The sequence below is a fragment of the Paenibacillus xylanexedens genome (assembly GCF_007680605.1).
Classification (GTDB): domain Bacteria; phylum Bacillota; class Bacilli; order Paenibacillales; family Paenibacillaceae; genus Paenibacillus; species Paenibacillus xylanexedens_B.
In genome coordinates this window covers 47,952-63,841 of the sequence record NZ_VEIO01000007.1, presented here as the reverse complement: position 1 = coordinate 63,841, position 15,890 = coordinate 47,952, and the positions used below count along the sequence as shown (strand labels likewise).

General features: G+C 47.6%; 13 protein-coding genes. All 13 read right to left on the bottom strand.

Going from position 1 to position 15,890, the window contains the following annotated elements; all coding sequences use genetic code 11:
* Positions 1-162 precede the first annotated feature (162 nt).
* On the bottom strand, positions 163-1,452 hold the full coding sequence (locus FS818_RS22950; RefSeq protein WP_313960301.1) for a YycH family regulatory protein: 1,290 nt from the start codon (positions 1,450-1,452) through the stop codon (positions 163-165).
* On the bottom strand, positions 1,427-3,277 hold the full coding sequence (gene walK / locus FS818_RS22945) for a cell wall metabolism sensor histidine kinase WalK (RefSeq protein ID WP_145335028.1): 1,851 nt from the start codon (positions 3,275-3,277) through the stop codon (positions 1,427-1,429). The genes FS818_RS22950 and walK overlap by 26 nt, the downstream gene beginning before the upstream one ends.
* Complete coding sequence (gene yycF / locus FS818_RS22940; protein WP_145335027.1) at positions 3,277-3,999, bottom strand: response regulator YycF; 723 nt, start codon at positions 3,997-3,999, stop codon at positions 3,277-3,279. The genes walK and yycF overlap by 1 nt, the downstream gene beginning before the upstream one ends.
* Positions 4,000-4,289: 290 nt before the next feature.
* Positions 4,290-5,822 (bottom strand): peptidoglycan DD-metalloendopeptidase family protein, encoded by a 1,533-nt coding sequence (locus FS818_RS22935; protein ID WP_145335025.1) that lies wholly within the window; start codon positions 5,820-5,822, stop codon positions 4,290-4,292.
* Between the two features lie 480 nt (positions 5,823-6,302).
* Positions 6,303-7,061: a class I SAM-dependent methyltransferase gene (locus tag FS818_RS22930; protein WP_145335254.1), complete on the bottom strand. Its 759-nt coding sequence runs from the start codon at positions 7,059-7,061 to the stop codon at positions 6,303-6,305.
* Positions 7,062-7,466: 405 nt separating this feature from the next.
* The gene (locus FS818_RS22925) at positions 7,467-8,153 is read right to left on the bottom strand and encodes a hypothetical protein (protein ID WP_145335023.1); all 687 of its coding nucleotides are present in this window, start codon (positions 8,151-8,153) and stop codon (positions 7,467-7,469) included.
* A gap of 161 nt (positions 8,154-8,314) precedes the next feature.
* Positions 8,315-9,601: an adenylosuccinate synthase gene (locus FS818_RS22920; RefSeq protein WP_145335021.1), complete on the bottom strand. Its 1,287-nt coding sequence runs from the start codon at positions 9,599-9,601 to the stop codon at positions 8,315-8,317.
* Between the two features lie 441 nt (positions 9,602-10,042).
* Complete coding sequence (gene dnaB / locus FS818_RS22915; protein ID WP_090923572.1) at positions 10,043-11,404, bottom strand: replicative DNA helicase; 1,362 nt, start codon at positions 11,402-11,404, stop codon at positions 10,043-10,045.
* A gap of 1 nt (position 11,405) precedes the next feature.
* A complete protein-coding gene (rplI, locus tag FS818_RS22910; RefSeq protein ID WP_090923573.1) occupies positions 11,406-11,849 on the bottom strand; it encodes a 50S ribosomal protein L9 in 444 nt (147 codons plus the stop codon).
* Positions 11,846-13,843, bottom strand: coding sequence for a DHH family phosphoesterase (locus FS818_RS22905; RefSeq protein WP_145335019.1), 1,998 nt, complete (start codon positions 13,841-13,843; stop codon positions 11,846-11,848). The genes rplI and FS818_RS22905 overlap by 4 nt, the downstream gene beginning before the upstream one ends.
* Positions 13,844-13,854: 11 nt before the next feature.
* Complete coding sequence (locus FS818_RS22900; RefSeq protein WP_260984785.1) at positions 13,855-14,775, bottom strand: DUF2232 domain-containing protein; 921 nt, start codon at positions 14,773-14,775, stop codon at positions 13,855-13,857.
* Entirely contained in the window at positions 14,772-15,074 is a 303-nt protein-coding gene (locus FS818_RS22895) for a MazG-like family protein (protein WP_090923575.1), read from the bottom strand. Before FS818_RS22895 ends, FS818_RS22900 begins: the two co-directional genes overlap by 4 nt.
* Before the next feature lie 211 nt (positions 15,075-15,285).
* Positions 15,286-15,711: a CBS domain-containing protein gene (locus tag FS818_RS22890; protein WP_090923576.1), complete on the bottom strand. Its 426-nt coding sequence runs from the start codon at positions 15,709-15,711 to the stop codon at positions 15,286-15,288.
* Between the last annotated feature and the right edge of the window lie 179 nt (positions 15,712-15,890).

The window sequence follows — 15,890 nt, the reverse complement described above, 5'->3', positions numbered from 1 at the left end:
GAGGATATCAATCCATCGTTAACCACAAGCTTTAATGATACCAATGCTGCTTTTAGATATTGCTATCACTTAGACATTGCTTAAGCATTTATCGTCTCTGATAATCGTTAGAGTTTCACTCGCTCCTTTAGCGTCTCCACTACTACGTAAACTTCCCTACTATTAAGACACCGTCGTTTCCTCACCGTTGCCAAAGCGAATCACCCAAACCGGGATCAATCGCAACCCATCCTCCATCGCAGATGGACGATATGCCGGATATACATCCACGACTTTGCGGTTTTCACCCGCCACTTTGCGGATCAGATTTTTCAGTTTATCCCCGCCGGGCAGCTTGATAGACTTCTTCGTCTCCGCACCTTCGTTCAAATATTCCAAGGATCGTTCGTAGCTCGATACCGTCTCCTGTTGCATTTCCATGTTGATCGTGCCGAAACGGAATTGCATCGAATCCATGATTGGGTAACTGCCGTAATACTGCTGAAACTGCAACTGTGTTTTGTTGTCAGCCGATCTGAGCGTCATGCGTGAGCGCCCTTTCCAGCCACCATGCTGATTGACAAAGTCAACCGCAAAAAGTGCGTCCTTGGAAGCATCACTCTGTCCAGCCGGCGGTGCCGCCGGGTCTGTATAGCTAATCCAGCGTTGCTCCTGCTTCACTTGCAGACTACGTTTGCTGTCCGTATAAATCTCTGATCCATCTTTTTCCCGAATATTCCGGGTCATGCTTGGATCAGTGAACAGACTGCGCTGCATCTGCTCTACCGTGAACTGCCCTGTCGGCACATCCGCCTCAATCGCATCCAGTGCCTGCGTCGGAATATAATATCCGCCTTCCATTAGCGTGTACGGTGTCCAGCTCGTCCCAAAATCGACATGCTGCTGCACATCCTGTACCGTCAAGTCTGCCTGTGTGGCCTCATAGACCACATCTCCCTTGGCACTAAAAAACAGCGCATGAGCCTTTGTCTCATCTGGAGTTGTATATATAGCAATACGGTTGATTGTCTCTCCTTGAAAAAGAGAATCTGTTCCTAAGCGCATCACCCGCTGTAACAAGGCCACCGGCATGCCCTCCTTGAACGACAACTCAAAACCGGGACTCTGCTTACGAATCTGATCCCAATTCACCGACTGCACATTGCGACGCTGGAAATCCTCAAACGTCCGGCCTTTCAGCCTGGAATAGATCAATTGATAGAACGTGTTGCCAGGATAAAACACCGTATGTTTATCCTGACCCAGATGAATAATCATCTGATTCGGGAAAATTAACTCCTCAATATTACGCTCTTGACCCATATTTTCGGTCTTCACGTAGTTTGTCTCCGAGGTCACCACAGAGTCACCGCCCCCAGGAAGACGATAGATCAGGAAATAACTCTGGATCAGACTGGCTGCAACCAGTGAAGCGAGCACCAGAGATTTAATCCGTTCCTTCAAGGTGCTCACCTCCCTTATCACGCATTGGCAATGTGAACGTTACCGTTGTGCCAACGTCTACCTCAGACTCCAGAGAGATGCTACCATCGTGAGCCTTTACAATTTCCCGGGCAATGGACAATCCAAGCCCTGTGCCCCCCATGCTGCGAGAGCGTGCTTTGTCAACGCGGTAAAACCGTTCAAATATCCGATCCAGATCACGCTGCGGAATACCCATACCTGTGTCAGATACGGAGATGGCTATTGTATGCTCATCACTACGCCGGGCGGCAATCGTAATGGTGCCGCCCTCCAGTGTATATTTCAATGCATTGGACACTACATTATCCAGAACCTGATCAATCTGATCCCGATCCAGCGGAACGGCTGGAATATCATTCTCCACAGACAGGACAGACTGAATGTCCTTCTGGTGCATCTGGAAGGAGAATCGATCCGTGACTTCCTCCAGCATCTCCAAAATATCGATAGGTTGCTTGCGTAGCAACGCTTCCTTGGAATCCAGTCTGGATAGGTGCAATAAGTCCGTCACCAAACGGATCATTCGCTCAGTCTCATTCTGAATGACGCCAACAAAACGTCCCGCCAGCTGCGGGTCTTCCAATGCCCCATCATCCAGCGCTTCGGCATAACTTTTAATCGTGGTGAGCGGTGTACGTAGCTCATGCGATACATTGGCTACAAACTCACGCCGGGAGTTTTCCAGTTCTTCCTGCTCCGTTACATCCTGAAGTACCGCAATTGTGCCGGTGATTCCCAGCTCGCGCCTGTGCACGGGAGTGAACGTCATGCGAATCACGACCGGCTCCTCCTGACCTGCCGGAGCAATCTGGAGCAATGTTGAGCCTGTGAAACCACTTGCCAGCGCTTCCGCATCCTCCGGATCAATGCCCAGCAGGACGGCAAAGTGCCTGCCTTCAATATCCGACGGACGCATGCCGAGAATGTTGCTGGCACGGCGGTTGACGAGAATGACTTTGCCATGCTCATCCGTCGCAACAACACCATCACTCATATTGGTCAGGATGGAGGTCAGCTTCTCTTTCTCCTCTTCGTTCTGGGAAAGGGCATCCCGCAGCCTGCTGGTCATATAGTTAAACGCCTGGCTAAGCTGGCCAATCTCATCTGTGCCAAATACCGGTGTCTGCTGATCGAAGTTCCCTTCTGCAACCGCGGTTGCCCGCCTTGTCACTTCCTTAATCGGCTGGGTAATCGTATGTGACAGAATGACACCGAGCACCGCCGTTAATACCAAGGCAATCAGAATACCGGAGATGAAAATCTTGTTAATGCCTTCCATCGTCGCGTACAGCTCGTTCATCGAAGCGGCGATGTAGACTGCACCGATAATTTTGCCGCCGTTTAAAACCGGCTTGGCCACGACTTTTTTACGGACATTATCCTCGTCTACGATATATTCCTCATTATCCCGAATGCCTTGCAATGCACGGCTGACAACGGTCTGGGTATTTTTTCGCCCAATATAATCGGAGTGTGAACTTAGCGAAGTCGTAAGCACCTTGCCGCTGGCATCCAGCACCTGAATCTCGGCACCGTTGATGTTGAACAGATTGTTTACCAGCACACGCAGGTTCTCCGTTTTGTCCTCTCCACCCTCTGCTTCTCCACCAGCCATCGTCTGTCCGACTAACACCGACAGCATCTCTGCCCGTGCCTGCAAATCTTCCGTAAAGTTGCTAGTGAGCGAGTTCTTCATCGCACTTACAAAATAAACCCCGATCAATTGCATCGCAATTAGAATCAGCAGCACATATATAATAATTAATTTCGCCTGAATCGTTCGAAAGAACGAAAATCGCGAGAATCGGCCCATTATATCCCCACGCTTTTGGCACTGCGCACGAGATAACCAAGCCCCCGGCGAGTCAGAATCGTTTCCGGCTTGCTCGGATTTTCTTCAATCTTCTCCCGTAGCCTGCGAATCGTCACGTCCACTGTACGCACATCTCCAAAATATTCGTATCCCCATACGGCTTGCAACAGATGCTCTCGTGTCATGACTTTGCCCGAATGCTTGGCCATATAATAGAGTAACTCATATTCCCGATGCGTCAGATCAAGCGGCTCTCCGCCCTTGTACGCCGTATACATATCCATATCAAAAGCCAGATCAAACAGCCGCAGGATCTGCTTCCCTTCTTCCTCTGGCGCTTCTACAATCGCTACCGGTTTCTGTTGTCTGCGCATCTGAGCCTTGACCCGTGCGAGCAACTCCCGTGTGCTAAAAGGTTTGGTTACATAATCATCTGCGCCAAGTTCCAGACCGAGTACTTTGTCGATCTCCCCGTCTTTGGCTGTCAGCATAATAATCGGGACCTCCAGATGAGCACGCACCTCGCGGCACACATCCATCCCGTCCTTGCCCGGAAGCATCAGATCCAGAAGCATCAGATCCGGTTTCTCGGATAACGCCAGTTCGACCGCACGAATACCATCAAACGCACAGATGACCTCGTATCCCTCTTTTTCCAAATTAAACTTCAGAATATCTGCGATGGGCTGCTCGTCGTCCACCACCAAAATCTTTCCCTGCATCGGCTGAATTCACCCCTATATCCTGCTTAATCCGCCACTGGCGCTGTCTCTCTAATCTATTTTATTGCTTATAGTCCATATCATGTTGTGTGTTGAATATAGTCAACGACTTATACTCTCTAGTTTAACATACCTGAGGCACCGTCACATCCCGATCCCCCTCTTGGAAGCCGTTTCCTGTAAAAATATTTCACACTAAAAAACAAGGCCCGCTTTAAAGCGGGCCTTGTTCTTATCCGAGCATCGTGACGCAATGCCTCGTATCCTACACTCAATCTCGTGATCTATCCTTAATTCAGATAAGTCATCGGATTTTCAGCTGTACCATTTTTCAAAATCTCAAAATGCAGATGTGTTCCTGTGGAACGTCCGGTATTGCCCATCACACCGATGCTGTCGCCCTTTTCCACCACTTGGCCGACATCAACACTGATACTATTCAAGTGACCGTAAAGTGTTTCATATCCGTTGCGATGGTTAATAATGATAACATTCCCATAACCGCTCTTTTGGCCTGCAAAAGTAACTACACCTTCATCTGCAGACTTCACATCGCGATTACCGACCAGATCGACGCCTTTGTGCTGACGTCCCCAGCGTTGACCGAAGCTGCTGCTCATGGTCGCATTGGATACAGGCCATGCAAATTGTCCTGTGCCTTCGCCAACCACTTTAGTTCCGCTCAGTACAACCTCAGTCACCGCTGTTTTGAGGACTTCCTGACCCAGCCATTCTTCCCGAACGACTTCGCCATTTTCTTTGGTGATACGATACTGCATATTTTTCAACCCGCTTTGGCCTGGACGGACGACTTTCGTCGTACCTGCCTTCAACTCAGCACTTTTGCGCACCTCAACCTGTGGTTTCACTTCAATCTGTTCCACCACTTGCTCCACCGATTTAACCGTGATTGCCGGCTTAGGTACTGTCAGAGTCAACTCCTGCCCGATCTGGAGCGATGTCTCCTTGATGCCCGGGTTATGTTTGCGAATCTCGCTTTGCGTAATCTCATATTTGGCTGCGATCGAAGAGATCGTATCTCCTTCTCGCACCACATAGGTTACAGGCGCGTCTTTGCCAACGGTTAACGCTTTAACCGCCTCGGACTCATCCCATATTTTATTCGGGTCCGCCTTCACCGTATCCGTTGTCACTTCTTCTTTAATGTCTACGGATTTTAGCGTTGTACTTGGCCCGTTATCTTTTTTAGAAGAATTAGCCGATACCGACTTGGTTTTCAGTGAGCTTCGCACAGCCGATGCCGGTATGTATTTGCTCTGTACTTGTTGCAGGATCTTGTCTGCCGTTTCCTGATCCTTCACAATGCCGACAACTTCACCGTTCACTTTAAGCTCTACGCCTTTGGCATATGCCGTTAACATATTTCCCAGCTTGTCCAGCGTTTGCTCGCTGTTCACTTCCGGTTTATATGCTCGCACTGTTTCCGTTGTGATTCCGTCTGTGTTCAGCACCATCTCTGCATCCGGATACTTCTCCCGGTATTCCTCGGTTTTCTTAGCAAACAACTGCTGCAGTTGTGCCTCGCTTGCAATGGTGCCAACCTCGTTGCCCTTGACCATAACCTTATAGTAAGGAACCGTATTGGAAGCCACGTATTGCTTAACTCCGAATCCAACCGATGCTGCAATCAGAATGCCACATGCTGCGGTAATGATCCATTTGCGCGATGACAAAATTCTTTTCTTATTTGAACTGAAGTTGGACATGCTCATGCTGTTTTTGTCTTCGGCCGTCCGGTGTTCTCCGGATTGTTCGTGTACCCGGCGTTGATCCGGTTGGCGTTTGCCTCTGAAACCTTTCATGATTCTCTCCTTTTCAGTACTTCTTAATCCGCATTTTAATCGGACTCCACCTCATGGTGAGTCTTATGCAAGTAAGTTCATTGTTATGATAATTTGAAAAAGCAGGACTTTAGCTGTGCTCTTAAAAGTGTCAAAATTTTAACCTTTTATCACACCCGTATACTTTAACACAGGTTTTACAGTCATTTCAACTCTTATCCTCACAACGCAAAGCCGCGTCCTATCTGGTTTTCCTGATATATCCATTGGTTAGAGCGTTTGTTCCATCACCCATTATGCCTCAACTCCAGTCATACTATGTACCTTTTATCTCAATCTAAGACTAGGTTCTAAGACCTACTAAATCGCACTTATTTTTTTCATGTAAATACAAAAAGAAATCCCTCATCAGCGTAACTCTGATGAAGGATAATGACTCTTACTTATTCTATTCAAACTCACACTCTGGCAGGCTCATCGTGCTTAAAGCAAGATTCATTTTTACTTCTTCTTGCTCGCACCTATAATAAACCGCTTTTGCTGCACATCCCAAAACCCATGTTGCTCCATCTCCAGATGGATCTCCCATAATGGTTCACGGAATCGTTCCACTGTAAAGTCAGGTACCTGCCATGGGATGGTTTTTAAATAGTAGACCAGAGCTCCAATATCATAAAAACGTTGCACAGGTGCAGCCTCATGCTGAAGCCAGATGTGGAATCCGTTTCGCACCAACTGATCTGCGGCAAAATCAAGCTCCCATCCAGCATAATCGGACGGCATTGGAATGCCTAATCGATCATTAATACCACGGCAATCTGACCAACCAACCTGCTGTGTCAGGAACACTCCGCCTTCAGAGAGCACACGCCATACTTCCCGAGGATCATATGATTCATGCCGGTTAAGGATGAAATCAAACTCCCTATCTGCAAAAGGAAGCTGAGAATCATCCGTTACAGGATACACGTTTACGCCTAACGGGCTAAGACGTTCCTTCGCAATCGCTATATTTGGGGCGTATCCTTCCGTTGCACAAGTGTATGGCGGTAACGGATGCAGACTCGACAGCAGCTCACCACCGCCTGTGCCCATATCCAGCATTCGCTTCGCATCCTTCATACAGCTCCGTGCCATCTCGTCGTAAGACCAGCGCAACACACCACTCTGCATCCGCCCAGTATCCGTAATATATCCAAAATCCCAACCATGGAAGGGCTGTTCTGCTTCCTTTAATCCTTGCTCAAATCGTTCCTTCATTGCAGCAAGTTGTTCAGCCGGCATCATTGATGTTGTGTTCTTATTATTTTTAGCACCTGTAGTATTAGTATTCAATGTATTCATATTTGTTAGGCCTCCAATTGTCCATATTCATGCTCTTCTCCGGTATCGGTACAGTATACCTGTAATACACGGGCATGAAAGGAGGGCCACGACTCCGAGGACTGGGAGCCTGTGGTAAGGAGAGGTCCTGTTGTTATATATCGTGTTCTTTACGGTTCATTCTCATATACTCTTCCTCCTGGGTAGGTACGTTCTCTACTATTTCATGCAATTATATGGGAAATGAGTCGTGCATTTCAACATGGATGTACCATTTCTCCAGTCAATCTAGTTTGTTGCCCTACTTGGAGGATACGGGCAACAACATACAACACCCCACCTTTATTCTGCTTGCAACACTTGCATCAAATCATTGTACTCCTCACTCGTGAGATACTTCGAGATCACCTGTTCAATCTCTCGCAGCTCCTGCTCGGTCAGTCCACCCTCCATCGCTCCTGAGATCTGTTGCATTTCCTTCTGGGGTAGCTTGTTCATCAGCAACGTGAAAATGCGTTCTTTTTCCTCCGTCGGCAGTTTATTTTTGGCGCCTGTAATGTCATCTGGTGTAATAACGATTTCATCATTGCCCGTTGCCTGGTTACTGTTCGCTCCTTGACCACTTGATGTGTCACTTCCAGCCGCTGTTCCGTTGCCGTCTACTGTTCCATTTCCAGAATTCCCGCTTACCCCTGCTCCGCCCGTTTCATCGTTGCCCGGGGTTCCGGGGTTCGTCGTTCCGTTGCCCATCACCGAAATTGAATTCTCCGGAGCTTTTTCCTCTTTCGTTCCCGCTCGCTGATCCGTAGACGTATCCTCTGACTTTTCCCCCTCACTGGACTGCTTGCCGCCCAAGGCCCCTTGGAACATGCCCATCAGACCCATAGGCTGACCTTCCCACTGTATATTAAAACTGGCTAGCAATGACTTGGCATACGATTGCACGATTAAACCTGTCGTAAGCAACGTCAGTGAACTGACCAGCAGCACGATAAGCACCATTTTGACAAACCACATCAGCAACTTCATCTCTGTTTCTCTCCCTCCATATACATATCATTCGTTCAACGTACATCCTGTTAGCCAGTATTGACGGAAATCTCGGGATTATATCCGAAACAGACACAAAAAACCTCCAGTCGCCGCTGAGTAGCAACAACTGGAGGTTTATCTATTATTCAAATATCATGTTATACGTAGATTGGCAGAACTTGATTTGTTTGCTCACGGTTACGACCTACAGAGAAGATCGCGATCGGAATGCCTGTCAGTTCAGATACACGCTTCACGTAGTTCTGTGTGTTTACAGGCAGATCTTCCAGCTTCTTCGCTCCTGTGATATCCTCGCTCCAACCTGGCATTTCTTCGTATACGGCTTCACATTCAGCCAGCATTTTGAGGCTTGCCGGATAGTGAGTGATTACTTCACCACGGAATTTGTAACCTGTGCAGATTTTTACGGTATCCAGACCTGTCATAACGTCCAATGAGTTCAAGGACAGCCCTGTAATGCCGCTTACACGACGGGCGTGACGAACAACCACACTGTCAAACCAGCCCACACGGCGCGGACGCCCGGTTACTGTTCCGTACTCATGACCTGTCTCACGGATCTGGTCGCCAATCGCATCATGCAATTCGGTCGGGAATGGGCCATCGCCTACACGAGTTGTGTATGCTTTCGCTACGCCAATAACTTGCTGAATGCGTGCTGGACCAACACCGGAACCGATACACACACCGCCTGCAGACGGATTGGAAGAAGTCACATATGGATACGTACCTTGGTCCAGATCCAGCATCACACCTTGCGCGCCTTCAAACAGTACTTTTTTATTCTCATCAATGGAATCATTCAGCACAACCGATGTATCCTTTACATAAGGACGGAGAATTTCCGCATAACCGAGGTAATCCCTCAGAATCTCTTCCACATCAACCGGCGTACCGTTGTATACTTGCTCGATAACACGATTTTTCTCTTTAACCAGATGACGCAGCTTCAATTCAAAATCTTCTGCATCCAGCAGATCCACCATGCGGATACCGATCCGGGCCGATTTGTCCATGTAACAAGGGCCGATCCCTTTGCCTGTTGTACCGATTTTGTTCGGGCCTTTGCTCTCTTCCTCCAGTGCATCCAGAACCATATGATAAGGCAGGATGATATGTGCACGCTCACTGATGGACAGGTTTTTCGTTGTAAATCCGTTATCATGAATATAATTAATTTCTTCGATAAGTGCCTTCGGGTTGATAACCATACCGTTACCAATCACACAAGCTTTGTCTGTGTAAAAGATACCCGATGGAATCATCGTCAATTTATATTTTTTGTTGTCGATCAGGATCGTATGGCCAGCATTGTTACCTCCTTGGTAACGAGCCACCACATCAGCGCTCTCCGCCAAATAATCCGTGATTTTACCTTTTCCTTCGTCTCCCCATTGCGTTCCCACTACAACTACCGTTGACATAGTTAACATACCTCCGTGGGTGCCTTGCGCACCTTTGTATTGGTCTGTCCGTCCTCTATCCCGGCAGGCATGTTACGCAATAAACCGACTGAGAAGCGTGCTAACGGACAGTAAAAATGTCCTTCCGTTACATTCAAGGGAAGGTTTTCGCCGCTTTAACGCAGCAATATTAGTGTACCAGTCCCCTTTTTCAAAGTCAAATGAAATGGCGAACAATTATATATGGCACTTGGTTAATGTTCGGAATTATGACCGAATTTCACCGTAAAAAACCGGTGATCTCAGTCTTGTTTACCTTGACTGCATTCTCACCGGTACTTTTACATTTGCGATGGATCGACGCTATATATGGTATATACTGATATTCAACCAGACATTCTCCTGTTACTGGTTGTACGGATAGCCTGTGCACCCCTGTTCAGAGTAATCGCAGTCTATCCGCTACATCGCGAAGGCATCATTATGTGCCCTCTCGTAATTGACGAATTTATTAAAGTTTTTCAAGAAGACTAATTCTACGGTTCCTACCGGACCGTTACGCTGTTTAGCAATAATGATCTCGATAATATTTTTCTTCTCGGTTTCCTGGTTGTAGTAGTCATCCCGGTACAGAAAGGCTACGATATCAGCATCTTGCTCGATCGAACCGGATTCCCGCAAGTCACTCATCATCGGACGTTTATCCTGACGTTGCTCTACACCCCGGCTAAGCTGAGATAAGGCGATAACCGGAACTTCCAGTTCCCGGCCAATCTGTTTCAGCGTACGTGAAATCTCGGATACCTCTTGTTGACGGTTCTCCCCGGCTTTACCACGTCCACTAATCAATTGAAGGTAGTCGATCAGAATCATACCGAGACCCTTCTCTTTTTTCAGACGACGGCATTTCGCACGAATATCGGCTACCGTGATCCCTGGCGTATCGTCGATATAGATGTTGGCTTCGTTGAGAGCGGCAATCCCCATGGTCAGCTTCTGCCAGTCTTCATCGCCTTTGAACTCCCCTGTACGAAGAACTCCCGCGTCCAGATTGGCCTCCGCGCAGATCATCCGTTGTACAAGCTGTGCCGCGGACATCTCCAGACTGAAGATGGCTACCGTTTCTTGTGCCCTGATGCCTACATTCTGAGCGATATTCAAGGCAAAGGCGGTCTTACCTACGGATGGACGTGCCGCTACAATAATCAAGTCACTACGCTGGAATCCAGCGGTCATCTTGTCCAAATCGATGAAGCCGGAAGGAATCCCGGTTGTCGTTCCCCGGTTCTGATGCAACGTTTCGACCTTGTCGAACACTTCCATGAGTACATCCTGGATGGCGATAAAACCACTGCTGGAGCGTCTGTTGGAAATCTCCAAGATGCGTCGCTCTGCTTCCCCGAGCATACCTGCAACATCTTCTCCGCCTGTGTAGCCTTCGCTTACGATCTGCGTAGCTGTACGAATCAGACGACGAAGCATCGATTTCTCTTCGATAATCTGCGCATAATAATCTACGTTGGCCGCTGTTGGCACACCGTGAGCAAGCTTGGCAAGGTAGCTAACGCCACCGATGTCCTCCAGCTCGCCTTTATCCTTCAGACGCGAAGTCAGCGTAACAAGGTCAATCGGTTGATTTTCCTCACCCAGCTGAATCATCGCTTCATAAATCAATTGATGGGGCTTATCGTAGAAATCCTCGGTTTGCACCCGTTCCATCGCTGTAATCAGAGCTTCGCCCTGCAACAGGATCGCACCCAGCACAGCCTGTTCGGCCTCCAGGTTCTGCGGGGGGACCCGGTCGAATAACATTTCGCCGCCCATCTTACTCCTCCGTTACCTGTACCTTCAAGGTTGCCTTCACTTCTGGGTGAACCTTAACGATCACTTGCGTTACACCGAGCGTACGGATCGGATCATCCAGCTCGATTTTGCGCTTATCTATTTTCAGGCCCTTTTTGGACAAGGCTTCCGCGATCTGTTTGCTCGTAATGGCACCGAACAGACGGCCACCCTCACCCGCTTTTGCCTTGAGTTCCGTAACTTCTGCCTCCAGCTTCTTCGCAAGTGCTTCCGCTTCGGCTTTCTCTTCCTGTTTAAGTCTTTCTTCTGCCGCCTTCTGATTGTCCAGTGTCTTCATGTTACCCTCCGTTGCCGGACGCACAATTCCACGCGGCAACAGGAAATTCTGTGCATAACCCTCAGATACTTCCTTCACTTGCCCCTTCTTGCCTTGACCCTTCATATCTTTTATAAAAATGACTTTCATTCGAATAACCCCTCTTCCTTTTCGATTTCAGCCAGGACGTTCATCAGCCGTTTCTCCGCTTCTCCCAGCGTTCCTTCAAGCTGCACCGCAGCGTTGGTTAAGTGACCGCCGCCACCTAATCGTTCCATAACGACCTGAACATTCATACGCCCCAGTGATCTTGCACTGATGCCAATTAATCCATCCGTTCGCTCACTGATGACAAATGAAGCGACCACGTCGGTCATGTTCAGCAATGTGTCCGCCACCTGGGCGATCATCATCTGTGAGATCTTGTTGCCAGGGCCAGTGACCGCCAGCGCAATGTTCCCATATACCATTTTAGCATGCTTTATGATTTCTGCCTTAGCAATATATTCTGACAGATCCTCTTTCATCAGCTTCTGGACCATAATGGTATCCGCACCACTGCGACGAAGGAAGCCAGCAGCTTCAAATGTCCTCGAACCCGTATGCAATGCAAAATGTTTCGTATCCAGCGTGATGCCGGCGAGAAGTGCCGTTGCTTCAAGTGGAGTAAACTGCACCTTTTCATGAATATATTGCAGAAGCTCCGTGACAAGCTCAGCGGCAGATGAAGCGTACGGTTCAAGATAGATCAGTACTGCATCATTAATAAATTCCTCACCGCGGCGATGATGATCCACTACCACTACACGCGTTGCAGATTGCACCAGTTTAGGTTCCATCGTCATCGAAGCCTTATGGGTATCCACAACAACCAGCAGCGTATGCTCTGTCATCATCTGTGTAGCTTGCTCCGGCGATACCAGAGCTTTGGACAACTTCTCGTCCTTGTTTACCTGTTCCATCAGCCGTTCAATCGAAGGATTTACCCCGTCCAGCACAATCCGAGCCTCAACGTTGTACAGACTCGCTGCCTTCCATACCCCAATCGATGCACCGATGGCATCCATATCCGGCATTTTATGCCCCATAACGATTACCCGGTCACTTTCCTGCATCAAGTCCCGCAGGGCATGAGCAATAACCCGCGCTCTGACGCGTGTGCGTTTCTCCACCGCATTGGACTTTCCACCGTAAAACGATAAACGCTGACCCGACTTCACAGCCGCTTGATCCCCGCCTCGTCCAAGTGCCATATCCAGACTGGACTGTGCCAATTCTCCCATCTCGCTGATGCTGTCTGAACCCGATGCAAGGCCAACGCTTAGCGTCATCGGTACTTTCAGATCGGCTGTCATCTCCCGGACTTCATCGAGAATAACAAACCGGCTCTGTTCAAGCTCCTGCAGAGACTTATGATTCAGCATCATCAAGTAACGATCCGATGAAAGACGACGGAGATAGACGCCATATTGCTTCGCCCAGGCTGTAATCTCACTGGCTACTCGTGCGATCAGCGCTGTACGTTGTTGGTCATCCATGCCTTGAGCAGCCTCATCCAGATTGTCCAGAACGAGAATGCCCAGCGCAATACGTTCATTCTCATATTTATCCCGCAGTATAGCTAACTCGGTGATCTCGTACACATATACGTACCGCTCCTGCGGGTTGTGAATTACACCGTAATACCGGTCATCCAGTTGGAATTCATCATGGAATTCCTTGGGGGAAGATTCTTTCGATCCATCCTTATCCTTCTTCTCCTTCGGTTGGGGAAGATGTGGGAACAAGTTAAGCAGTGAACTGCCGACGACCGTCTTCTCATGGAACATCTCTGCAACGAAGCGGTTATGCCATTCTATCGTACGATCCTCGCTATACAGCACAATCCCGAAGGGAAGCATGCTAACCGCCTCACCCTCCATACGTTTAATACGAATGGTAAGGCCATTAATATAGTCATTAAGCTCCCGACGGAATGCAAGTTCAGCCTTGATCATGACGATTCCCAGCGCCGAAGCCAGTATCAGACTAATCAAACCAAGCGTCCAGTTATAGATAGTAACTAACATCACTAGTAGCAACAGCAGTATGAACGCCCATACGGTATAATAGCCGTGCCAGCGTTTCTTTAGAAATTTAGGCATGACTCATCACCCTATCGTTTTGATTTCGATATTGCCTCACGGATCGGGAACGCCAAGTCGATAATTCCGACAATGCGGAGCGGACCAATGAAGAACACTGCCGCACCCAATAAAAATGGAATAACCGGATTCCATCTTCTAGTATGTGAGAGGAAGAAGAAGAAACCGATGGCCTGAATCATGAAACCAAGGTTAATTAATGGCGACAAGTTCATTGCAATCATCTTCCAATACGATCCGTCATTTTGTCTGGATACGACCTCAATAATCAATGCGAGGAAATAATACCAGATCAATGCACGTGGCATACGCCATTCTCTTGCAGGTGGTAGTTTGGATACGTTCAAGCCCATAACACTTAGAATCGGACGAGCAATGATATGTGTAATGAATGCCATGACCATGGATGTAACGACCAGTGCAAAAGGAATCATTAACTGCGTTTGTTTAGCAACATCTTCGGTCATTTCCGGCGTCCAAACGAAGCCATTGATCATCTGACTCGAAGAATTCGTGAGTGGTTCAATCGTCAGTTGCACCACATCCCTGATATAACTGGACAGATCGAATTGGAAAATGAGACTGCCCACTAAAAGTAACAAAAGGTATTCCGCAAGCATGGTTCCGGCACCTGTCATTAAAGCAAATAACGCCGATTTTTGATTTTTATAGGCGTGCCCCATAGCGATGGCCGGCAAAATTAAGATCACCATGAACAACAGATATATCGGATGGACCATGACCAAAATAATAGCAACCGACACAAGATGCAAAATAAAGGATTTTACAGATAGCGAGGCATACAAAATAACTCCCGGAATCATCATAAAAAATATAGAGAGCACCGATAAAGGAGTTAATAGCGAAAGCAGCAAAAGTAAAAGCACTGCACTCCAGACAGCTGATTTAAAGCTAAATTTCAACAAATTCACCTCTTACGCATATGATCTTCTAGCGCGGAAATATCCTGGTACCAGTCTTCCAGCTGGTGACCTTCCTGTTTATGCTTTTTTAATTTCTCCACAAGCAGAGCATCGAGATCCTTAAACGGAATACCGAGCCGACGGCCCAATATGTAACTGCTCATCATTAAGCTGGCAAGACTATCTCCGATTCGAATCGTGCTGCCTTCCCACAATGCTTTGAATAATCGGGATACTTGATCAAGTACTTCGGTTTTCAGCCATTCAATCACTTTAGCCCGCTTGGCTACATCCAGTTCTTTAGGCATTTGGCGAAAGTCACTCTCCCCCGAAAAAGCTTTATTCTTGATTATAGCATAAAACAGGGGCCTGCAAAATTACCCCAAAAAACGAAGAAAGTCTTCGAAACTCCATGTCAGGTGCGATGCCAGGCCCCGTATGTCTTATTCATATATATATTCGTAATAATCGCTGTGATTATCCCTGCAAGTGCCATCATCTTAAAAAGAATTCATTTATTTATTTAGCCTTCATGGACTCCTTGGCAACAATTCCTTCGCAGTATTCGATGATCTGACTGCGTCTCACAATGCCGATAAAACGTTCCATATCATCCACGACCGGGACAAAGTTCTGCACCTTGGCTAGATTAATTAAATCCTCCATATTGGCATCGATGGATACCGGCTTGATATCAAGCCTTAATGGAACGTCCTTGAGAAGAAATTTTGAAGCGTTTTCAAATGATATCTTCCCCTCTGCATTTTTCATATACCACAACAGATCGCCTTCCGTAACCGTACCAATATATTTGCCTTCCTTATTCAAAATAGGCACTGCTGTAAACCGATGATATTCCATCCGTTCCAGCGTTTGCCGCAGTGTAGAGTCCGACGTCACACATGTAACCTCTTGTTTGGGTAGCAAAAAAAACGCGATGTTCATACCCTTATATATCCTCCTTGTCTATTTCTCGTTCAACTAGATCGCTCAACTTATATTATACGTTATAGAACGAAGGATGTTCCATAAGGATGAAGTTCCTACACGATGAAAAGCCTCACACAAAGAAAAAAAACAGCAGCCCGCTTAAACGTACTGCTGATTGTTGTGTAAGACAAACC